Annotated in this window: 21 protein-coding genes and 1 pseudogene; 17 read left to right on the top strand and 5 right to left on the bottom strand. The window is 33.7% G+C overall.

Going from position 1 to position 23,447, the window contains the following annotated elements:
- Window positions 1-11: 11 nt before the first annotated feature.
- From HM990_RS07490 to HM990_RS07470, 5 genes are all read right to left on the bottom strand, one after another.
- Window positions 12-860, bottom strand: a complete 849-nt coding sequence (locus HM990_RS07490) for a universal stress protein (protein ID WP_178988328.1) — start codon at window positions 858-860, stop codon at window positions 12-14.
- 187 nt (window positions 861-1,047) lie between these two features.
- Window positions 1,048-1,434 carry a hypothetical protein gene (locus HM990_RS07485; protein WP_178988327.1) on the bottom strand — a complete coding sequence of 129 codons (387 nt, stop codon included), beginning with the start codon at window positions 1,432-1,434 and terminating at the stop codon, window positions 1,048-1,050.
- A gap of 12 nt (window positions 1,435-1,446) precedes the next feature.
- Window positions 1,447-2,286: a universal stress protein gene (locus HM990_RS07480; protein ID WP_178988326.1), complete on the bottom strand. Its 840-nt coding sequence runs from the start codon at window positions 2,284-2,286 to the stop codon at window positions 1,447-1,449.
- 85 nt (window positions 2,287-2,371) lie between these two features.
- Window positions 2,372-3,424: a response regulator gene (locus tag HM990_RS07475; RefSeq protein WP_178988325.1), complete on the bottom strand. Its 1,053-nt coding sequence runs from the start codon at window positions 3,422-3,424 to the stop codon at window positions 2,372-2,374.
- Window positions 3,421-5,301, bottom strand: a complete 1,881-nt coding sequence (locus HM990_RS07470; RefSeq protein ID WP_178988324.1) for a sensor histidine kinase — start codon at window positions 5,299-5,301, stop codon at window positions 3,421-3,423. The genes HM990_RS07475 and HM990_RS07470 overlap by 4 nt, the downstream gene beginning before the upstream one ends.
- A 154-nt stretch (window positions 5,302-5,455) precedes the next feature.
- On the opposite strand from HM990_RS07470, the gene HM990_RS07465 reads away from it, so the two are divergent.
- From HM990_RS07465 to HM990_RS07390, 17 genes and pseudogenes are all read left to right on the top strand, one after another.
- On the top strand, window positions 5,456-5,866 hold the full coding sequence (locus tag HM990_RS07465) for a hypothetical protein (protein ID WP_178988323.1): 411 nt from the start codon (window positions 5,456-5,458) through the stop codon (window positions 5,864-5,866).
- A 284-nt stretch (window positions 5,867-6,150) separates the two neighbouring features.
- On the top strand, window positions 6,151-7,236 hold the full coding sequence (locus HM990_RS07460; RefSeq protein ID WP_178988322.1) for a site-2 protease family protein: 1,086 nt from the start codon (window positions 6,151-6,153) through the stop codon (window positions 7,234-7,236).
- A 2-nt stretch (window positions 7,237-7,238) separates the two neighbouring features.
- A complete protein-coding gene (locus HM990_RS07455) occupies window positions 7,239-8,321 on the top strand; it encodes an efflux RND transporter periplasmic adaptor subunit (RefSeq protein ID WP_178988321.1) in 1,083 nt (360 codons plus the stop codon).
- A complete protein-coding gene (locus HM990_RS07450; RefSeq protein WP_178988320.1) occupies window positions 8,318-9,580 on the top strand; it encodes an ABC transporter permease in 1,263 nt (420 codons plus the stop codon). Before HM990_RS07455 ends, HM990_RS07450 begins: the two co-directional genes overlap by 4 nt.
- 1 nt (window position 9,581) lies before the next feature.
- A complete protein-coding gene (locus HM990_RS07445) occupies window positions 9,582-10,256 on the top strand; it encodes an ABC transporter ATP-binding protein (protein ID WP_178988319.1) in 675 nt (224 codons plus the stop codon).
- 390 nt (window positions 10,257-10,646) lie between these two features.
- A complete protein-coding gene (locus tag HM990_RS07440) occupies window positions 10,647-11,570 on the top strand; it encodes a mechanosensitive ion channel family protein (RefSeq protein ID WP_178988318.1) in 924 nt (307 codons plus the stop codon).
- Between the two features lie 89 nt (window positions 11,571-11,659).
- Window positions 11,660-13,627, top strand: a complete 1,968-nt coding sequence (locus HM990_RS07435; RefSeq protein WP_178988317.1) for a heavy metal translocating P-type ATPase — start codon at window positions 11,660-11,662, stop codon at window positions 13,625-13,627.
- Window positions 13,628-13,726: 99 nt separating this feature from the next.
- Window positions 13,727-14,314 carry a CDP-alcohol phosphatidyltransferase family protein gene (locus HM990_RS07430; RefSeq protein ID WP_178988316.1) on the top strand — a complete coding sequence of 196 codons (588 nt, stop codon included), beginning with the start codon at window positions 13,727-13,729 and terminating at the stop codon, window positions 14,312-14,314.
- A gap of 84 nt (window positions 14,315-14,398) precedes the next feature.
- Window positions 14,399-14,854: a pyridoxamine 5'-phosphate oxidase family protein gene (locus tag HM990_RS07425; protein WP_178988315.1), complete on the top strand. Its 456-nt coding sequence runs from the start codon at window positions 14,399-14,401 to the stop codon at window positions 14,852-14,854.
- A 16-nt stretch (window positions 14,855-14,870) separates the two neighbouring features.
- Window positions 14,871-15,749 (top strand): RsiV family protein, encoded by an 879-nt coding sequence (locus tag HM990_RS07420; RefSeq protein WP_178988314.1) that lies wholly within the window; start codon window positions 14,871-14,873, stop codon window positions 15,747-15,749.
- 22 nt (window positions 15,750-15,771) lie between these two features.
- On the top strand, window positions 15,772-16,230 hold the full coding sequence (locus tag HM990_RS07415; protein ID WP_178988313.1) for a DinB family protein: 459 nt from the start codon (window positions 15,772-15,774) through the stop codon (window positions 16,228-16,230).
- Between the two features lie 55 nt (window positions 16,231-16,285).
- Window positions 16,286-17,374 carry a DUF6544 family protein gene (locus HM990_RS07410; protein ID WP_178988312.1) on the top strand — a complete coding sequence of 363 codons (1,089 nt, stop codon included), beginning with the start codon at window positions 16,286-16,288 and terminating at the stop codon, window positions 17,372-17,374.
- 722 nt (window positions 17,375-18,096) lie between these two features.
- A complete protein-coding gene (locus HM990_RS07405) occupies window positions 18,097-19,110 on the top strand; it encodes a LacI family DNA-binding transcriptional regulator (RefSeq protein ID WP_178988311.1) in 1,014 nt (337 codons plus the stop codon).
- Window positions 19,111-19,259: 149 nt separating this feature from the next.
- Window positions 19,260-19,571, top strand: a complete 312-nt coding sequence (locus HM990_RS19840) for a hypothetical protein (protein WP_229719410.1) — start codon at window positions 19,260-19,262, stop codon at window positions 19,569-19,571.
- A gap of 38 nt (window positions 19,572-19,609) precedes the next feature.
- Window positions 19,610-20,338 (top strand): annotated as a pseudogene (locus HM990_RS19970) (glycoside hydrolase family 172 protein).
- Between the two features lie 78 nt (window positions 20,339-20,416).
- On the top strand, window positions 20,417-21,631 hold the full coding sequence (locus HM990_RS07395; protein WP_178988310.1) for a DUF6786 family protein: 1,215 nt from the start codon (window positions 20,417-20,419) through the stop codon (window positions 21,629-21,631).
- A 20-nt stretch (window positions 21,632-21,651) separates the two neighbouring features.
- A complete protein-coding gene (locus HM990_RS07390; protein ID WP_178988309.1) occupies window positions 21,652-23,430 on the top strand; it encodes an L-fucose isomerase in 1,779 nt (592 codons plus the stop codon).
- Window positions 23,431-23,447 lie beyond the last annotated feature (17 nt).

The raw sequence follows: 23,447 nt of genomic DNA, 5'->3' as shown, positions 1-23,447 counted from the left end.
GAATTTAAGTTTTAATAGCGTGTGGTATTCTGCATAGCAAGTAACGGTATTTTTAAGTCAATGCTGACTTTATCTATATTAGAAGGAAATAGCATGTCTTCTAAAAATGAATGTTGGCTATTAACCATGGTAATGATATCAATGTCTTTTTCTTTTATATAGGTCTTAATAGCATCTGTTACTTGTCGACTCTCCTCTTGGCAAAAATTCACTTCATTTTCACATAATGCATCTGCAATAAACGCTTTGTTGTCTTCTTGTCTTATGGATAATTTGTGACTTGTGGAAACATACAGAACATCAATATGGCTTCTGTAAGATTTTGCCAAAATGGATAGTAGTTTCAGTTCGCGACGCTTATAAGGCATCATATAATTTGTTGGGAACAATATACGTTTGGGTTGTGTATTAGTATAATTTGATGGTATGGCCAAAACCGGACATTGTACATATTTTAGAACCTGAAAGGTTTGACTACCAAATACAATATGTCGTGCATCTGATTTGCCTTTAGTGCCCATGACTATCAAATCTATATTTTTGTCATCTGCAATAAAATTTGCTTCTTCTACTAATGTATTATATGCTGAAATGGAATGATATGTAAATCTGGGATTTGGTGCTATTTTTTTTACTTCACTTATCAGATTTTCTAAGTTGGTTTGCGATTCATTTTTTATGGTATCTAAAACATCATCAAATACGTCACGAGAGGTTAACCCTTCATGGTCATAAAACTCATTTTGATACGCATGCATAAAATAGAAAGTGGTTTTTTGGTATTTGAAGAACTCTAGTGCGTACTTTATGGCGTTCATAGCGTTTTCTGAAAAGTCAGTAGGAAGCAGAATAGATAGCATAGTAATTGTTTTTTAGATTTCCTTTATAAAATTAAAGTGTAAAAAGTCTAAAAACAATGATATTTATCAGATGTATTTATATAAAAAAACATCCAACAAAAATTGCCAGATGTTTTTCAGATTAATAGCAAGAAGAATTTTAATCCCTCATAATTATCAAATCAAATTATTTTTTTAATTCATGAGTTTATACTGGTACAATGCCATATACTTCGTTCAACAAATAAATACCGACTAGAAACAATAGTGTGTAAATGATTTGTACCATCTTAATATTTGTTATTATTAACCATTTAACCGTTTGCTTTGGAAACATGAATAAGGCCAATCCTAAGAATAATGATGCCCAACCTATAAGCGTGATAATTATTGTATAATTTGGTTCCCAGATATTATGAAACAAAATATTTAACAAGCCTACTATAATAGCGATAAAAGAAAAAATGATCAAGAACTTTTCATCTTTTAAATCATTAAATATTTGCTTGATACGTTTTGGGTTTAGACTCAATATCAAAAAGAAAATGATAAGATACCATCCCCAAAATTTTGCTAAGAATATAGAATTGTCCATAATTTAAGTGATTTATTCGTGTAATACTAAGAATGGTATATCAGTGTGATACGTTATTTTTTCAACTTTGGTATGAAATAAAATATTTTGGAAATAATTGAGGTTCTTTGCGACCATGACAATCATATCTACAGCCCTACTTTCTACAAAGCACTGTATGGCATCTTCAACTTTTTTATTGGTTAGAAAATGAAAGGTTAGATTAAACTCTTCAAAATAATCATTGAGCAATTCCTTATTATTATTTTGTTCAGTATTTAATTGGGTATCTCTTTTATGTATATGTACAATCCTAAGTTTACTTTCAAAGTTCTTTAAAATTTCAGTTAATGGTTGTAGGATATTAATATCGTAGGATAGATTGAAATCTGATGGAAATGCAATTTCCTTTAATCTGCTATATTTAGCATGTTCTGGTACGACCAAGGTGGTACATTTTACTTTTGTGATAACATCGCCAGTATTACTACCTATGATGTATTCCCTAAGACCTGACGCACCTTTTGTACCCATAACAATTGTTTCTATTTTCTTTTCATCTACATATTTTCTTATGGATTCTAAAAAGAAATCGTTATCCGTAAGTGCATAAAAACGGTGCTTTTTGTTTGGTCTGTTATTCGCGCTTATTTCTTTGAGCAATTGTCTTAATTTTGTTCTCGATGGTTTTGTATAAACCGCTTCTATAACTTCTTCCGTAGGCATATAAGGTTCTACTCCAGCGACCATGCCTTCAATCCTGTTGACATGAAGCACGTAAAAATTACACTCCCTAGATTCAAAAAAATCAATGGCATACGAAATGGCGTTCTTTGCGTTTTCAGAAAAGTCTGTTGGTAATAAAACATTCATCGTTTAAAATCTTAGTTCCTACAAATTTAAAACGATGCGCTTTTTTATAAAATGATATCCATCATATTGAAAAATATGACGAATTCTAGTCAATATCCTTTAGCTTCTCTAGGTCGATAACTTTTATATTTCTCCCGTCCATTTCTATGAGTCCTTGCTTTTTAAAATCGGACATGGTTCTTATAAAAGTTTCAGTGGCAATGCCTGCAACACTTGCCAAATCGTAACGGGATATTTTTATGGGATCATCTGGTTTTGAATTAATTTTTTCTGCAAATCTCAGGATGGTCGATGCTGTTTTTCGTTTTACAGAACTGTAAGCCATTTGCAATAACTGGTCTTTAACACCTGTAATATCATCAGTCAATAACTGAATGACTTCTAAGGTCACTTTGTGATTTTTATCCAAAACATCTTTTAATTCGGCTTTAGAAACCCCAACCATTTCTAAATCTTCCAAGGCTGCTGCTGTTTCTCTATAAGGAATGTTCTGAGTAAAGGATGTATAACCAAAAAGGTCGTCTTCTTTGTGAAGCGCTGTGGTAAGTTCCTTTCCTTTTTCATCAAATTTATAACACCTAACAATACCTTTTAAAATTAAATAGATATAGTTGGAATTATGTCCTTCCTTATATATTATATCATCTTTATGGTAGCTAAAAACAGTACCGTTATCATCAAAGAAGTTTTTTAAATCATTTAAAGTTCTCAACTCATCTTCATTGGTTTCATTAATGCGTTTATCAGATTCGCGTTCCTCTTTAAATAGATTGGCTTTTGCAATTCTGCTCTCTATGGCACTTACAATTTCATCTTCAGTAAAAGGCTTTGTAATATAATCGTCTGCACCAAAATCCATGCCTTTTCTCACATCTTTATGTTCTGTTTTAGCAGATAAGAAGATGAAAGGAATGAATTTTGTTTCGTTATGTTTTGATAAGCCTTCCAAAACGCCATAGCCATCAAGTATGGGCATCATTATATCGCAAACTATTATGTCTGGTTTCTCACGTAATGCCTTTTCTAATCCTATTTCGCCATTGGTAGCTGTAATAACGTCGTAATTAGAAAGTTCTAATAATTCGGCAGTATTTTCCCGTAATACGGTATCATCCTCTATCAATAATACTGTTTTCATAATTGTGCTTTATTGGGAAGTTCTATGGTAAAGGTTGAACCTTTATGTTCTCTGCTTTCAAAAGTAATGCTGCCATTTAAGTTTTCTAAATGGTCTTTTACGATATTCAAACCAATACCTGTGCCTTGCATGAGCAAAACATTTTCGGCTCTAAAGTAACGATTGAAAATGTTTTTTTGATCTTTCTCGGGAATGCCAATGCCATTGTCCTTGATTTTAAAAATAGTACTCGTTTCATTTTGGCAAATGTTGATATCAACCATGGTGTTTTCAGACGAATATTTAATGGCATTATAAATAAGATTTGACAAGATCAGTTCTAAAATTTTTTCATCTTGAAATAAGGAAATATCATCTATGTTTTCGGGATAATTGATTTTTTGCCCATTTTTTAAGAGCATATTAGCATTGTAGATGACTTCATTTAAAACTTTGCTTAATTTGAAATTGGTAAATTTATAATTGACTTTACCTTTTTCCAGTTTCTCTACGGAAAGAAAATCATTGAGAATAGTATTGAGATAGTGTACTTTATCTGAAATGGTATTTATGTGTTTGTTGCGTTTATCTTGCTGTTCGGTTAATTCGTATTTTTTGAGTAACATGGTAGACGTTAAAATACCACTTAGAGGTGTTTTAAACTCATGCGAAACCATAGACAGGAATTTTGTTTTTAATTCGTTGAGTTCTTTTTCGGCGGCTAATGCGATCTGTAACTCTTCTGTGCGTATTTTAACTGTTTGCTCTAATTTTGCTGTGTAGTTTTTTTGTTCGGTTATGTCTAAAATAATGGCTACATAAACATCTTTATTGCCAAGTTTAGAACGTTGTAAATGTACATTTACGGGATAGGTCGTTCCTGATTTTCGTCGATGAATTGTTTCAAATTCAATTTTTTCTATACTGTCCTTCTCAAGGTTTCCTATTTCTTTTCTAAACTTTGATTCTGTAAAATTAGGTTTTATATCCAAAGGTGTCATGGAAATAAGTTCTTCCATACTATAACCTATATTTAATTGAGCACCATGATTAACGTTGATAAATTTTAGACTTTGAGCATCAAAAACATAAATCTCATTAAGAGACTCTTCAAATATCTTAGCTAAATGATTTTTTTCCTGTTCTAACTTTTTTCGCTCGGTAATATCATTTTGTATCCCAATAAAGTTAGTAATAGTGCCATCTTTATCCTTGATAGGTGTGATACTTAAATCATTCCAAAATAGTGTGCCATCTTTTTTGTAATTGCGAATAATGGTTTGGTAGCTTCTACCTTCTTTTATTGCTTGACGAATCTCCTTTATGCTATCTTGACTTCTATCATCAGCCTGCAGAAATCTACAATTTTTGTTTAAGATTTCTTCTTTTGAATAGCCTGTTAATTTTGCAAATGCTGGATTAAAATAAATTATGGGATTGTCTTTTTTTAGCGCATCCGTAATTATAATTCCATTACTTGAAGATTGCAATGCTTTACTTTTCATTGCTAATGTGTGTTCGTGCTCTTTACGCTTAGTAATATCAACAATTAAAGTCATTATATAATTTCTGCCATAAATCTTAAACGGATTTAAACTTGCTTCAATAGGAAAAATAGTACCGTCTTTCCTAGAACCATAAACATCACTTCCGTGTCCCATTGGTCGTTGCTTCCGCTCTTTAACGAAATCTTTAAAATAGCGACTATGTTTGACATGATAAGTTTGAGGAATCAAAGTTTTTAATGGTTCCTTCAATAATTCTTTTCTACCATATCCAAACATTACCGCAGCAGACTTATTAATCTCCACTATTTTCTGATTTTCATCGACCACAATAACACCTTCTAATACAGAATCTAATAGAGTATTTAAAATCTCATGGACTTGTTTAAACATACTAAGGTTGAATTGATAGCTTAAATATAAATATTCATCTCTAATTATTAGCACTGAGTTTGTTAAGGTTTAAGAAATCATTTTTAGCTGATAAATATCATTCCGTGCCTCAAATTAGAAATTTAAATTTACTGTATATATTAAATTGGAACTGATGATGACTAAAAAGAAAATGACATTAAAGTTTTACCAAAATCTCGGTAAATTATTTTATGCCATAGCAGCAACCGATGGAACCGTAAAGCCTATAGAAATTAAAAAACTCAAAACATTTGTTAAAGAAAATTGGCTTGATGTAGATGATATTGAAGATGTATTTGGTGTTGATGCTGCTTACCAAATAGAAGCTGTTTTTGATTGGCTCAATTATGACAAAGAAATTGATATTAATGCCTGTTACAATGATTTTGTATCTTATAAAAATGCGCAGAGCCATCTATTTACCGAAGAAGTAAAAAAGTTGATTTTAAAAACAGGTACAGCCATTGCCTATGCTTTTTCTGGTATTAATAAATCAGAATTAATACTAATGGCCAAATTGAATATGGAATTAAAAAAGTCATAATACATGGGTTATTATTTCTCCTAAATGGTATCTGTATCATTTTAAAAAGTAGAACAATAATTCATTTTAATTTCGAAAAAATAATGTTTTGGAATGCTTACTCAACTAAATATGAAAACACTTGGAATATAAACCATTGCTGTAAAATAAAATGAAGGCTCTTTCTATTTAAACGCATGAGAAGCTTTAGCTATAAATGAACGCACTTTTCTAAATGTTGCAGGAATATGGTTGAGATTCTATAAATGACTACATCAGTAGATTAATCTTAATAATTTAAGACAATGAAAGCTAATTTAAATTTAGGTAGTATTTCTGGTATTAAAATTAAAATTCATTGGACGTTTTTCCTATTAATTGCTTGGATTGTATTTTATGAATTAAAACATGGAGGTAACACCAAAAGTATTTTATTTAATATTGCCTTTGTATTTGCAGTATTTCTATGTGTTGTATTGCATGAATTAGGACACGCATTAACAGCTAAACGTTTTGGAGTTAAGACAGAAAAAATTACGCTTCTACCAATTGGTGGGATGGCGAGTTTTAATAAAATCCCTGAATCGCCAAAACAAGAGCTTTATATCGTTATTGCGGGACCTTTAGTGAATGTAGCAATAGCTATTTTACTTTATTTTAGTATTCCTTTTAAAGATTTGTTTAATCAGAATTTTACAGATGCTTACGACGTATTTGCAAGCCTCTCCTTTCAAAATTTTTTATTCTTTTTATTGATTGTCAATGTTGGTTTAGCTCTGTTTAATATGATACCAGCTTTTCCGATGGATGGTGGTCGACTATTAAGGGCCTTATTAGCACTGAAAATGGATCGTAGCAAAGCCACACAAATAGCTGCAAGTTTTGGACAATTTATTGCAGTTGTATTTTTATTGATTGGCCTACTCTATAAGCCCTTACTTATTCTGATTGCTTTATTTATTTTTTTGGGAGCCTATGGAGAAAACCATATGGTTCAACAGTTAACATTGCTTAAAGGTCATACTGTTGAAGAAGCGATGTTACTCGATATAACAACGTTTAGACCCAAAGACTCTATAGATTGTGTTGTGAACAAGATAATTTCTGGAACTGAAATTAATTTTACCGTCGTAGAAGATGGAATAGTTAAAGGCATATTGATTCATAAAGCGATAATTGAAAATTCCAATAAAAATGTTTTGGTCGAGGATATTATGGATACAACGTTTAAAACCGTTCAAAATACTGACGATCTTAAATCAATTTATCATCTCATTTACAATGAAAAACAAGTTATTGTTCCAGTTATTAATGAGAATCGACTCATTGGAGCTATAGATGCAATTAACTTAAATGAATACATTTTATTACAATCGAAATTGGCGTATTAGACATGAAAGATATATTTTTTATTAGTGTTTTACTACTAACAGTATCTTGCTTAGATAAACAAGTTAAAATTTTACCTAAAGAACAGTCGTTAACGGAATCTGTTTATGCTTCGGCTACGATTCAACCAGATAGCCTTTATCAGGTTTATGCCATTGTTTCAGGGATTTTGGACGAAGTTTTTGTAGAAGAAGGAGACTTGGTTACTAAGAACAAACCCTTATTTCAAATCATTAACAAGAGGCCAACGTTGAATAGTCAAAATGCCAAGTTCGCTTTAGAACTTGCTAAAGAAAATTATAATGGTAGTGCTGCGATTTTGAGCAGTATAAAAGATGAGATTGATGCAGCTAGACTAAAGTTAAAAAATGATTCCATTAATTATTACAGGCAAAAAAACCTTTGGAAACAGCACATAGGTTCTAGATTACAATACGACACTAAAAAACTTACTTATGAATTGGCTTCGAATCAGTTGAAACTTTTAAAAAATAAATATAACCGAACTAAAAACGAACTTAAGACAACGGTAAAACAAGCACAAAACAATTATCATACTGCTACTATCGCAACTAATGACTTTACAGTTACTAGCAAAATGGATGGAAAAATTTATGCCCTATTTAAAGAACCAGGAGAAATTATAACGAGCATTGAGCCTATAGCTGCTATTGGAAGTGCCAATCGTTTCGTAATAAAACTATTAGTAGATGAAGTTGATATTGTTAGAATACTTAATGCGCAACGAGTATTAATCAATCTAGAAGCTTATTCAGATTCGATATTTAAAGCTCAAGTATCTAAAATTTACCCAAAAAAAGATGAACGCAATCAAACTTTTACCGTAGAAGCTATTTTTGAAAACCAACCTGAAGTATTGTATCCAGGACTTTCTGGAGAAGCCAATATTATTATAGCCAAAAAAGACAAAGTATTGACTATTCCTAAATCATATTTGATAGATAAGGATAAAGTGAAAACCGACGAAGGGATTGTAAGTGTAAAGATAGGTTTGCAAAATATGGATACAATTGAAATCCTTTCGGGTATTAATAAAAACAACTATATCTACAAACCAAATAAATGACCAATTGGAGCATCATATTAGGTATTGCAAAAACGCATTTGCTCACTAAGATAAAGCAAACTTCGATTGCTGCATTAGGTGTGACATTCGGTATTGGTTCCTACATTACCTTAGTGTGTTTTATGACTGGTTTAAATACCATGTTAGACGATTTAATTTTAAATCAAACACCACACATTCATGTTTATAACGAAATTGAACCTTCCAAAAAGCAACCTGTGTCATTGTATAGTGATCTTAATGAAAGTTTTAAAGTCATTCATTCCATAAAACCGAAATTAAGCCAGAAAAAAATTCATAATGCCTTACCTATTATTAATTACTTAGAAAAAGATGATAACGTGCGAGGAGCACTCCCGCAGGTAAAAACGCAGATTTTCTACATCGCTGGATCAATAGAAATTGGAGGAAATCTCACAGGTATCAACCCAATTGACGAAGCTATATATTTTAATATGGGAGATTACATTGTAGAAGGTTCTGAGGAAGCTTTGCAAAATACAGATAATGGTATTTTATTGGGTATTGGAATTGCAAAAAAAATGGCTTTAAAAATTGGAGATCGGGTTCAAGTAAGCCCAATAAATGGTGGTATTTTTCCATTAAAGATTGTAGGTTTTTACCAAAGTGGTATAGCAGATTTAGATGCTATTCAAAGTTTTACCAACATTAAAACGGTACAGCGTATTTTAGGAGAAGCCAATAATTATATCACAGATATTAACGTGAAATTATTCGATATAGAGAAAGCTGGACCGCTTGCTGAAAAAATAGAGCAACAATTTCAGCTCAGAGCCATTGATATAAAAACTGCAAATGCACAGTTTGAAACAGGAACAACAATCAGAAACCTCATTACTTATGCAGTATCTATAACACTTCTCATAGTTGCAGGTTTTGGTATTTATAATATATTGAATATGCTAATTTATGAGAAAATGAATGATATTGCTATTCTTAAAGCTACAGGATTTTCTGGTAAAGATGTTCAACTCATTTTTATGAGTCAAGCCATGATTATTGGTTTTGTTGGAGGTGTTTTAGGTTTGCTCATTGGTTTTGGATTGACAAGCTTTATTGATACAATTCCATTCAAAACTGAGGCTTTACCAACTGTAGAAACGTATCCCATAAATAGAGATCCGTTATTCTTTGTCATTGGGTTTTCTTTTGCGATGGTTTCAACCTTTCTTGCAGGTTATTTACCATCTAATAAAGCAAAAAGAATAGATCCTGTTAAAATTATAAGAGGTCAGTAATATGAGTGTTGTTTTAGAAGCTAAACATATTAATAAATATTTTAACAAACCTGTGAAGTTTCATGTGTTGAAGGATATCAGTTTTCAAATTAAAAAAGGAGAATTTGCATCTATTATGGGGAAATCAGGTTGTGGAAAATCGACCTTGCTTTATATTCTTTCTACCATGGATACTGATTATGAAGGCGAGTTATTTCTAAATAATCAACTTATTACAGGACAAGAACGTATGTATTTATCTTTTTTACGTAACAAGCATATTGGTTTCGTTTTTCAGTTTCATTATTTACTTTCAGAGTTTTCGGTTCTTGAAAACGTCATGCTTCCTGCGAAAAAATTGGCTGAAAAACCACTGCTGGAAATTGAACAAAATGCCATCGAAAAACTTAAAATTCTAAATATTGAACATTTAGCTCATAAAAAAGCGTCACAAGTATCTGGAGGTGAAAAACAGCGTGTTGCTATTGCTCGTGCACTAATCAACAATCCTTCTATAATTATGGGAGATGAGCCAACTGGAAATTTGGATAGCCACAATGCAGAAAATGTATTTAACATTTTTAAAAAATTGAGTGAAGAACAAGGGTTATCACTTTTAGTAGTGACACACGATGAGGATTTTGCAAAAAAAACAAATAGAATTATTCAAATGGAAGATGGCAAAATATTACCATAACAATGGCTGATATATATGATAATAATCATCTTTATTAATTCAATTTACAGATAACTTTATATTACTATTTTAAGACAAATGTTATGACAACACTTCAAGACATCGAAGATCAACTAACAACTTTAACCACAAGTATAGACGTAAATTACCTTTAGCTCTATGCTACGCTAGATGAAAATCCATTAACGATTTCAGATGAAATTCATCCAGATATGACCATTAGTGTTATGGAAGATTATTTAGAAAATCTAAAAGAGATACTAATACAGTATACAAATACACACAATAAAGTGTAAGAGCTAGTATGATTTTTACCAAATGTTTTGTCTTAAAAGCGTGCGGAAATTATAGAATCAATCGAAATTCATTAGGATTTCTAATAACCTAATCATGACTGTAATAGAACAAATAAAAGAGTGGTTATATACGAACCCTTTTATGTGGAGTGTCATCAAATTTCTTTTCATATTAGTCCTTATTTTATTCGTGATTCAGTTGCTAAGACGATATTTAAAAAAGCGGATTTCAAATACTGTAATACGTTATAAAGCACAAAAAGGCATAGAGATAATAGGTTACGTGTTATTAGTTTTTTTAGCCATCACTTATTTTTCTGGAACGATTAAGGATTTTACCATAATCATCGGGTTATTTACAGCAGGTTTGGCATTTACGCTACAAGAACTCATATTAAGCATTGCTGGTTCCATTTATATCTTTTTAGTAAAAGTTTATAAGCCAGGTGATCGTATTGAAATCAATGGTATTAAAGGCGATGTTATTGATGTGGATAGTATTTATACCACCATGATGGAAATAGGAAAATGGGTAGAAAGTGATAATTATAGCGGGCGCATTGTGAAGTTGAGCAATGCCTTCGTTTTTAAAGGACCAATCTATAACTATTCGCAGGATTTCCCCTTTATATGGGATCAATTCAATTTACCGATTCGTTATGGTTCTGATATGGAATTGGCAAAATCTATTGTTATTAAGATGGCTTCAGAAATACTTTCAGAATACACAATAGCATCTAAATCGCAATGGGAAGACGTAGTGAACAAATTTTACATTGAAGATGCTGAAGTTGAACCCACACTTGCTATTAGACTAACGGATAATTGGGTAGAATTTAATTTAAGATATATTGTAGATTACAAAAAAAGACGGTTGACCAAACATCTTCTTCACGATAGCATTCGTAAAGCTTTTGAAAAAACCAATGGAGAAGTAGTATTGGCATCGACAACTTTTGAGCTTATAAAAATTCCTGAATTGAAAATAAGGTCAGAAAAATCTAAAAATCCACAATAGTCTTTTAGAATATAATTGGTATTGATAAGCTCAAGTGCTTACTGACCATTAATTATTGTTAATTTTGAATCAAGAACGCATCATTTTTAATGGCAAATAAAAAACCGACCTTGCACCTAAATCATCAAATTATAGGCAAAAAAACTGAACTCTACTTCGCCATCTTATGTGGCGTATTTCTATTTATAGGCTTTTTAATTGAAAAATTAACTGGCTTAGCAGATTGGATGTCTTTGTTGAGCTATATAATATCCTATTTTTTCGGTGGTGTTTTCATCTCTGTTGAAGCTTCAAAAAAAATCCCCAAGGGCGAGTTTGATATTGATTTTTTAATGATTGCTGCCGCAGTTGGCGCAGCCTATATAGGCAGTTGGGCAGAAGGTGCGTTACTTCTATTTTTATTTAGTTTAGGCCATGCGTTAGAGCATCATGCCATGAACAAGGCTAAAAAATCAATTAAAGCTTTGGGAAATCTCTCACCAAAAACAGCGCTGGTTAAGAGGAACGGAACATTGGAAGACATACCAATTGAAGACCTAAAAATAAACGACGTCATCGTTATTAAAACCAATACAAAAATTGCTGCAGATGGAGTTATCATTAGTGGTAGCAGTAGTGTCAATCAAGCACCAATTACAGGCGAAAGCATCCCTATTGATAAAACCTTTAGAGAATCTACACATAATTTACCAGATTTTAAACACATAGATAAAAAACATATCGTATTTGCTGGTACCATTAATGGTGATAGCAGCCTTGAAGTTCTGGTACTTAAATTAAGTAAAGATTCTACCGTATCACGGTTAGTTCAAATGGTTAGTGAGGTTGAGGCCCAAAAATCCCCTACACAACGAATCACTAAAAAGTTTGAAAAATGGTATGTACCCATAGTTATTTTAGTGGTCTTTCTGCTGTGTTTTGTATTCTTGATTAGAGATGAAAGTTTTGATACGAGTTTATACCGAGCAATTACGGTATTGGTAGCAGCTAGTCCTTGTGCGTTGGCAATTTCTACACCAAGTGCCGTTTTGAGTGGAATAGCTAGAGCGGCACAAAATGGAGTGCTCATCAAAGGAGGTAAAGCTTTGGAGGATTTAGGAGAAATCACAACAATCGCATTTGATAAAACAGGCACATTAACTGAAGGCAAGCCAAAACTTACAAATTTGATTCCTCTAGGCGATTTAGGAGAAAGCGATTTAGCACAATTAGTAGTGGATGTTGAGAGTTTAAGCAACCATCCGTTAGCTAAAGCCATAACTAATGATTTAAAATTAAAATACAATTTAGAGTCTCAACATAAAGCGTCTAACGTTAATGCTGTTCAGGGAAAAGGTATAAATGCATTCTATGCTGATGATAGGGTTTTTATAGGCAATATAAAACTCATGGAAGATTCAAGGATAAAAGTAGATGATACCATTCGCCCTAAAATGGATCAGCTTTTAAAAAATGGCCATACGGTAATGCTAGTAGCTTATAAAACTAAAATTGTAGGACTAATTAGTGTCATGGATTTACCTCGTAAAACTGCGGCTTCGACCTTAAAGCGATTAAAAGAAATTGGCATTAAATACATGATCATGCTCACAGGAGACCATCAAAATGTCGGAGATGCTATTGCAAAACAAATCGGACTCACAGAAGCCAAAGGAAACTTACTGCCAGAAGACAAAGTTTCAGCAATTAAACAATTAATTAAACGAGACAAGAAAATAGCAATGGTTGGTGATGGTGTTAACGATGCACCAGCAATGGCATTAAGTACAGTTAGTGTTGCGATGGGAGCAGCAGGAAGCGATGTGGCATTAGAAACTGCGGATGTGGCTTTAATGTCCGATAAAATTGAAAACTTACCTTTTGTTATTGGTTTGAGTCGCGCATCAAAGCGTATCATCAAACAAAACATTTTTATAAGTCTTGGTGTTGTGGTTCTATTAGTTCCGGTGACTATTTTAGGGTTAACAAATATTGGTGTAGCAGTAGCATTTCATGAAGGCTCTACGATTGTTGTCGTATTGAACGCCTTAAGATTACTTCGGTATAGCATGAAATGATTGCAGTTTTTTCACGCTTTGGGTTTCTCCATATTTAACTGATATTTCTCATTTTAAATTCAATAGCAATGTGATAATTTTACCTAAAGTGTTACAACAATGCTCACGTTCAAAAATTTCAACATTGCAGATTGGTTTTCATTCTACAGAATTTTTTCGGCACCATTTCTATTAGCTCTAGTCTGGTTCGACCAACGCTTAATTTTTACATGGCTCCTACTCGTAAGCTATTCAACAGATGCTATTGACGGCTATTTAGCACGAAAATTGAAGATTACAAGTCCTAGAGGTTCTCAATTGGACTCTTTTGGCGACCAAATCACCCTTATTTTAGGATTAATAGGGTTATTCTATTATGAAACCGATTTTATTAAAACCAATCTTGTTTTAATTCTTATTGCTTTTGTCCCCTATATTTTACAAATGATTATCGCTTATTCCAAATATGGAAAAGCCACTGCTTTCCACACCTATTTGGCTAAGCTTTCTGCTATAATGCAGAGTGCTTTTATTTTATGGTCTCTGTTTTTCTCACCTAATTACCCACTATTCTATATCATGATTGGCATTGGCTTATTGGAAACCTTTGAGGAAATCTCGCTCATTTTTATGTACGATAATTGGGCTTCAGATGTCAAAGGAATTTATTGGGCATTAAGGGATAAAAGACGATTAAAGAAAAAATAAAAATGTAATTTAAAGACACTGACTAATATCATAATCTAAATAAAACATTTTCAATAATTTAGGTGTAACTCTAAAAACAACGCCATGATCAGAAATTTGAATCAAAAAGAAAGCACAAAAATCCTGGCATCAAACTATATAGGAAATATATCCTATATCTATAGAGGCAGACCATACGTAGTGCCAATAACTTATTTTTATGATAATAAAGATAGTGTCATTATTGGGTACTCAGCAGAAGGGCATAAAATTAGAGCTATGCGTAAAAACGAAAACGTATCTCTAGGAGTATCTGAAGTGGATTCCGTTAATTCATGGAATTCGGTTCTTGCCCATGGCACGTTTAAGGAGCTTTCCGGAAGCCATGCCAAAGCGCAATTGCACATCTTTTCTTTAGGTGTCAAAGATCTAATCATTGGCCAAGAACATAGAAAGCTGGATTTTATAAGTGAATTTTCGAGTAAAATATATAAAGACGATCTACCAATTGTTTTCCAGATTAAAGTTGATGAGATTACAGGTAAAATGAGACACAATTAATTCAAAATAAAGGACTATGAAATTTATATATATTATTGTACTAATTGTAATGTTTTCAGCTTGTAAAGATGACAATCGTGAAGAAAACAGCTTTGACAATGAAGTGATTGAGGAGGATATTCAAGTTTCAAATGATACCATTCAAATTGATGATGTTGATATTGAAACTTTGGATAAGTCTATAACGATTGAATTAAAGCAAAAACAACTCATAGAGAAAAAAGATGAAAGTGAAGAGCTTCAAAAACTGATTTTGGATAAACATTATCTCGTTGAAAAAAAAGATTATACCATTAATTTTAAGTACCCTTTGCTCAATGAATCATATAAGCCAACGAACAGAAATTTTAATGATTTTATTAATGACTATTACGTTAACATCACCAAAACCGAGGCAGATATTTTAGAAAGTAAATTATTATGTGATAGTATTACTGCCAAAACGTTCAGAGAGGAACGATTAATAGATTATAAAATTTATAATGTTAATGACCGGCTTATAAGCGTGTTGTTTTACAAAGAGAATTTTTACAATGGAGCGGTGCATCCCAGTTATGCTTTCGACTGTTTTAACTTCGATTTAGAAAACGGCGTGTTTATGGCTTATGAGGATTTTTTTAATCAAGGTTCAGAAGAAGAGTTAGTAGAAATCATAAACGAAAACATTAATAAAGAAATTGGTAAAGGCGAAATGTACTATGAGTGTTGGGACATTTCTTCAGAAGATTTCTTCGCCAGCAAAAACAACTTTGTACTCAACGAAACCTATGTTGAATTCTACTTTGACGATTGCGTGATTTGTCCATCTTATACAGGTGTGTACGCTATTGAGCTTCCTTTGACGGATTTACTATCTGTTTTAAAGAAATACGATTCTAATCCGTTGGTTTTTTAATCACCTCAATACCGCACCAATCATGTTAACTAAAACACAATTACTGCTAGACCTTTGGATAGAAGCAAGAACACGCTTTACAAATCAGTTGCACCATCTTACTGAAGAGGATTTGACAAAAAAACTATTGCCCTCTCCCAATAGTATCGGTTTCTTAATCCGTCATATTGGTGATGTTGAATTGCTTTTTGCCAAAAATGTATTTGGAGCTAGCCATACCAAAGTAATAGCGAAAACAGTTATTGCTCAAAAAGACTCTGGAGAATGGACAAACCTTAATGAGTTGTTAGACTATGTGAATCATTCCTATAAAGTGTTACAGTCTATTGTAAAAAAACAGCAAGATTCAGACTGGGAAACTACAGTTGTAACTAAAGAATTTGGTACGAAAAGTAAAGCAGAAGCTTTTGGTAGAATTATTTCGCATACCACGTATCATGCAGGACAAATAGGTATTATAATTAAATATGGAAAGACATAACAACTTTTAAATTTTGGATTAAAGTCAATTCATTAAATTGTTAAAAAAAAGTGATGTGAGATACGTATTCGCCATACTTTTAGGTTTTCATGGACTAATCCACTTAATGGGTTTTATAAGTGCCTTTTTTTCAACTTCAATGGAAAAACAATTGTTGGGCATTTCAAAATCCATGGGTTTATTATGGTTAGTGGCCTTCATTCTATTTTTTGTTTCTGCAATTCAGTTCTTAGGACATAAAAAATGGTTTTATCTAGCTTTTATAGCGGTCTTATTTTCTCAAATTTTGATTATGCTCGCCTGGAAAGATGCTAAGTTCGGAACACTAATAAATGTAATAATTGTATTAGTTGCAATTTCTGCTTTTGGTAACTATCAGTTCAAAATTATGGTGCAAAAAGAATCAGAGGTTATAATTCTCGAAAACAGGCACTTTGTTAATAGTACAATAACTAAGGCAGACCTTATAGACCTACCTGAAATAGTACAACTTTGGTTAATAAATTCTGGAACACTCGGACATGAAGTATCAGAAACAGTTCAATTAAAACAAACTGGAACGATGCGCACCAAACCCAATGGTAAATGGATGTCTTTTAAAGCGCAGCAGTATTTTAATGTGACTGAACCATCATTCGTATGGGCAACAACTGTAGATGCTATGCCTTTGATTTCTATGATCGGTCGTGATAAATTGGTTAATGGAAAGGGCGCAATGCTTATAAAACTAGCAGGATTGTTTCCCATAGTCAATGTCTCAGATAATGATAAAGTTAATTCCGGTTCCATGATTCGGTATTTAAGTGAAATGTGCTGGTTTCCATCAGCAGCGCTAAATGATTATATAAGTTGGGAATTAATGGATTCAAGTTCGGCAAAAGCAACATTCAAATATAATAATGAAACAGTTTCTGGGCTATTCACTTTTACAGAAAATGGTGAATTGCTAAACTTTGAAGCAAAACGCTATTATGGTGGAGATGAAGATTCAACTTTGGAATCATGGTTGGTAGAAACGCAATCCTTCAAAGAATTTAACGGAATTAAAATTCCTAATAAAAGCACAGTTACCTGGAAACTTAAAGACTGCGATTTCCATTGGTTAACCGTTGAGATAATAGATTTGGAATACAACGTTATATAATATTGAGTAAATAGCTTAAAGACTATTGTCCTCTTTGCTAAAAATGATCCGACTGTTGACGGTAAAATAAATGATTTGGAACAAGCAAAAAAGCTATGACATTTAAAAGCAAGTTTTGGTGTTTTCTGAAAACAAAAAACCCATAACTTCCGTTATGGGTTTGCTTTTGCGGAGAAAGAGGAACTATCCAAAATCTCATTTTTATAGGTTTTTAGAGGCTTAGAAGCGACCTCGAATTTTAGTGACACCGAATTAGTCCCTTTTTAACAAAAGTTTAAGAGTCCAACAATGTTTGTTTTGTTTTGAAGAGAAACGATGTCATTATGAGTCATAATATATCATAGAATAAAAATGTCGACCATAACAAATCTTCAAACGTTCTAAGTCCAGTTTTCAGGATATGGTTATTATAAAGTAAAAATATGAATAATGTAACTTGTGGAGGTGCAACACTCGAATAATTACTGTGATATTTTTGAATCACGGTCGAGAGACAACGTTCTGAAACAAAATGAAAAATAAATATAATAGCTTGAAAACTTTACTAATTTTAAAAGCTGAACATGTTTGTAAACCATTTACTGCCATTATTCTAAGCATCAATACTTAAGTGGCATAAAAAATATTTTTTGCCTACAGGCAAATTAATTCTGGACCGAAATTTCTCAATATGTATCCAAAATAAAAGGAACCCTTAAACGTTTAAAAAGTTATATTTGAAAATGGCCAAAAAAATTTTACTAAAAGACATCGCAAAAAAGGCAAATGTTTCGGTAGCAACTGTTTCATATGTATTGTCTAAAGGTAGTGATAGCGGTATAAGCCCTAAGGTTTCTGAGAAAATAAAAAAAATTGCAAAAGCACTTAATTACCGTCCCAATCAAATTGCCAAAAGTTTGCAAAGCGGAAAATCCTACACCATTGGGTTAATAGTTGCGGACATATCCAATCCGTTTTTCGCCAATATTGCAAGAATAATTGAGGATGAGGCTAAAAAGCATAATTATACGGTAGTCTTTGGAAGCTCTGATGAGAATGAAACCAAATCATCAGACTTGATCACTTTTTTAGTAAATCGTCAGGTAGATGGTTTTATTATTGCGCCAGCAGAAAATACCCAAGAACAGATCAAGTCACTAAAAAAACAAAATATCCCGTTTGTATTGATTGATCGTTATTTTCCCGAAATAGATACCAATTATGTAGCAATCAATAATCATAAGGCCACTTTTGATGCTACAAAAAAATTGCTTGCATCCGGCCACAATGCTATTGGCCTCATTGCTTATGAAAGTGAATTGCACCACATGAAGGAAAGAATTAGGGGTTATAGAGAAGCGATTGAAAATAAGGGATTGGAAACACATGACAATTACATTAAAAAAGTAAAATTTTCAAATCTAGTTGATGACATCAATGCTAAAGTTGATGAACTACTGATTTCAGAAAATCCTGTAAGTGCCATATTATATACAACCAATACTCTTGCGATCCATGGACTAAAACGGATTGACGCCCTAAAATTGAAAGTCCCAAAAGACGTTTCAGTTATTGTTTTCGATGCCGCAGAAGCTTTCGATTTTTATTATTGTCCATTAACATATGTCAAGCAGCCACTTATGGAGATTGGGAAGAATGCGGTGACCATCTTATTAGATCAAATTGCGAATCCAAACCATGAACTGTCTAAAATGACTCTAGAAACAACTTTGGTCAACAGAGAATCCAGTAATTAAGGCTCTCATTAATTCCCATAATCTAATTTTAAATACTAAAAAATTGTTTTTTTTTAATTATATTTTTTACTTAAACGTTTAAATTATATATTTGAAATCCTTAAATCTTAATTTTATATAAAAACGCTTAAACGTTTAAATTTATAATTATGAAACTTGCTACGCTCGCTTCAGCTCTGATACTTATCTGTTCCACAGGAACTCTAATTGCCCAAAAATCTAAGAATGATGGTCTAAACCCAACATTGGGCAATATCTTTTTGCTTTCTGATGCCAAAACAAGATCCATTAGCCCTGAAAATTTTACTGGTGAACCTGGGAAAGGTGGAATGGCAGAATTAGGTAACAGTACCGGAAGTCATGCTGCACGTGATTTAGGACAGGAGTGGAAAGTAAGTCCATCGGTCAAAATTGAAGCTGGACAAACCTTTATCTTAGCTGAAATTACCGATAGTGGATGAATACAACACATATGGATGACAAAACATATGGATGACAAATCTTAAGATTCTATTGGGATGATGAAAAAGAACCCTCTATTGAAGTCCCTGTTGGCGATTTTTCGGCATGGGCTGGGGCGATGATGCACCGTTAAACTCGATGCCAATTACCGTGAATCCTGGGAGTGCTTTCAATTCGTATTGGCCAATGCCTTTTCGTAAAAAATGTAAAATAACGATGGAGAATTTAGATACACGAGAAATGTTTCTCTATTACCAAATAAATTACCCGCTTACTGAAATTCCTGAGGATGCGGCTTATTTTCATGTACAATTCAGACGCAGTAACTCAACAGAAGATGCATTGCATACCTTGGTTGATAGCATCCAAAGGGAAAGGTCAATATGTTGGCACATTTATGGCGTGGCAAGTCAACAACAAAGGTTGGTGGGGTGAAGGCGAAATCAAATTCTTTTTGGATGACGATAAAAAGTTTCCAACAATAGCCGGGACTGGAACTGAAGATTATTTTTTAGGATCCTACAATTTTGAGAACAAAAAAGAAAAGAAATACGAAAGTTACACAAAGGCCTATGCTGGATTGCATCAAATTATACAACCTGACGGACTTTACAATTCGCAGCAACGCTTTGGAATGTACAGATGGCATATTGAGGACCCCATCAGGTTCGAAAAAGAAATGAAAGTGACCATCCAAGATTTGGGCTGGCGTAGTGATCATCGCTACCTGCAACAAAAGTCGGACATTAGTTCCGTGGTCAATTGATACCAAGCCGAACCTCATTCTTCATTTCCAAAATTACCATCAAAAAACGATTTAGCAGTCAACTAAACATTAAAAAAAATGAAAAATATTTTAATTTTTACAGTTACATTAACCATGGTGCTTGCCTGCAAAGAAGCGCCTAAACAACCCTCCCAAATGGAAGCTAAAACTTATGAAAAAGGCAGTTTTGCCTATGACGAAACATTCTTGAAAAAACAGGACGCTGGTTTGATTGTTTTACAACAGGATAGCTCAAAGGTCATTGTTTCGGCAAAATACCAAGCCAAGGTGTTTACTTCAACCGTTGATGGAAACGAGGGTAAGACTTTGGGATGGGTAAATTATGATGCCTTTGGTAAGCAAAATGCACACATGAATGCGTATGGTGGCGAAAATAGGTTTTGGTTAGGGCCGGAAGGCAATGTGTTTTCCCTTTATTTTAAGCCTAAAGCCGAAATGACCTTTGAAAATTGGAAAACCCCTGCACCTATCGATACGGAACCTTGGACTGTAAATAGTTCTAACAACATTTCAGTAACGCTGGAAAAACAAATGCAGTTAAAAAATTATGCTGACTCTGATTTTAATATAAAAGCGGTAAGGGAAATTTCAATATTAGATAAAAGCAATATCGAAAGGCTTTTAAAAATCAATTTGAAAGACACCAAAGTAGTTGCCTATCAAACAAAAAATTCGATAGAAAACATTGGAGATACCGCTTGGACAGAAACCACAGGTGCACCGTGTATTTGGATGTTGGATATGTTTCCACCTTCCGAAGAAACGACCATTGTCATTCCGTACAACACAAAAACCGAAGGCAATGTTGCCACAACGGATTATTTTGGCCAAATTCCCGAAGATCGTGTGACATTGAACGAAGGTGTTTTATACTTTAAAGCGGATGGGAAATCCCGTGGAAAATTGGGAATTAACCCAGTAAGGGCAACTAATGTAGCAGGCAGTTATGATGCCATCAATAGCATCCTAACAATTACCTTATTTGATGTGGATCCAGAAGCAACTTACCTCAATCAAGAATGGAAATTAGAAGGCGATCCATTAATTGGAGATGCCATTAACGCTTATAATGATGGCCCATTGGAAGATGGCTCACAAATGGGACCATTTTACGAAATTGAAAGTGTATCACCTGCAGCATTTCTAAAACCTGGGGAAACATTGACACATGACCATGCTGTTTTTCATTTTATTGGAAAAGCCGAAGCATTAAACGCAATTTCAGAATCCGTATTAGGTGTTTCATTGGAAAAAATAAACAACGCATTATAAAAAAATCAAAACTTAAAAATATGGCAACTAAAACAACTTATCCAAAAATAGGAATTCGTCCCATCATCGATGGAAGATTGGGAGGTGTAAGGGAATCCTTAGAAACCACTACCATGAATATGGCTAAAAACGTGGCCAAATTATTTGAGAAAGAATTGCGATATCCAGATGGTTCGCCTGTAAAATGCATTATTCCAGATTTTTGTATAGGCGGTGTCAAGGAAGCTGTGGATTGTCAAGCGTTGTTTTCTGTAAATAATGTTGGAGTGTCACTTTCAGTAACCCCTTGTTGGTGTTATGGCACGGAAACCATGGACATGGATCCGCAATTGCCAAAAGCCATTTGGGGTTTTAATGGTACAGAACGTCCTGGGGCCGTGTATTTGGCAGCGACATTGGCAGCACATAACCAAAAAGGATTGCCGTCTTTTGGTATTTATGGAGAAGATGTGCAAGATTTAAACGATACCGAAATCACCGCTGACGTTAAGAACAAACTCTTGACCTTTGCAAAGGCAGGTTTGGCGGTATCCTTAATGAAAAACAGAAGCTATTTATCCATCGGTAGCGTATCCATGGGAATCGCTGGTTCTATGATCAATCCAGACTTTTTCCAAGATTTTCTTGGGATGCGGAATGAATATGTAGACTCATCAGAAGTGTTTAGACGTATTGAGCACGAAATCTATGATAAGTCGGAATTTAAAAAAGCATTAAAATGGACTAAAGATAATTGTAAGGAAGGACAGGATTTTAACGATAAAAAGAATCAACGTTCTAGAAAACAGAAAGATGCCGATTGGGAATTTGTTGTTAAAATGACCTTGATCATTCGTGATTTAATGGAAGGCAATCCAAAACTCAAGGACATGGGTTATGGCGAAGAAGCCATGGGTCACGACGCTATCGTTTCTGGCTTTCAGGGCCAACGCCAATGGACGGACTTTTTGCCAAATGGCGATTTCCCAGAGGCCATTCTCAATTCATCCTTTGACTGGAATGGGATTCGAGCACCTTATATGATTGCCACGGAAAACGATGCGCTTAATGGTGTGTCCATGCTTTTCAATTATTTATTGACCAACACCGCACAAATTTTCGCAGATGTCAGAACGTATTGGAGTCCAGATTCGGTGAAACGCGTTACCAAATGGAAACCTACTGGTGCAGCTGCCAATGGATTTATCCATTTGATAAATTCTGGTTCCGCAACTTTGGACGGAACCGGGCAACAGACCAAGAACGGCACCCCTGTAATGAAACCGTTTTGGGATATTTCAAAAAAAGAAGCTCAGGATTGTTTGGATGCGACCACTTGGTATCCAGCAAACGTTGGCTATTTTAGAGGAGGTGGCTATTCATCCAATTACCTTACGAAAGGCAAAATGCCTGTCACCATGTGCCGATTGAATTTGATAAAAGGTTTGGGCCCAAGCCTTCAAATTGCGGAAGGTTATACAATTGATTTACCCGAAAAGGTGCATCAAACGTTGGATGAGCGTACCGATAAAACCTGGCCAACAACCTGGTTTGTACCAAATTTAACTGGCAAAGGGGCTTTTGCGGATGTCTATTCGGTAATGAACAATTGGGGTGCGAACCATGGCGCTATCAGTTATGGCCATATTGGCGATCAACTGATTACCTTGGCATCAATGCTTCGTATTCCCGTGTGTATGCATAATGTGGATGAAGCGAAAATTTTCAGGCCTTCAGCTTGGAATGGCTTTGGAATGGACAAAGAAGGCTCAGATTATCGTGCCTGCGATACTTACGGACCACTTTACGGAAAAAATTAATCAGCAGCAACGCACTA

The organism is Winogradskyella schleiferi (assembly GCF_013394655.1).
GTDB lineage: Bacteria > Bacteroidota > Bacteroidia > Flavobacteriales > Flavobacteriaceae > Winogradskyella > Winogradskyella schleiferi.
Note: the sequence above shows the minus strand (reverse complement) of the source record. Positions and strands in the feature narration are given on the sequence as shown.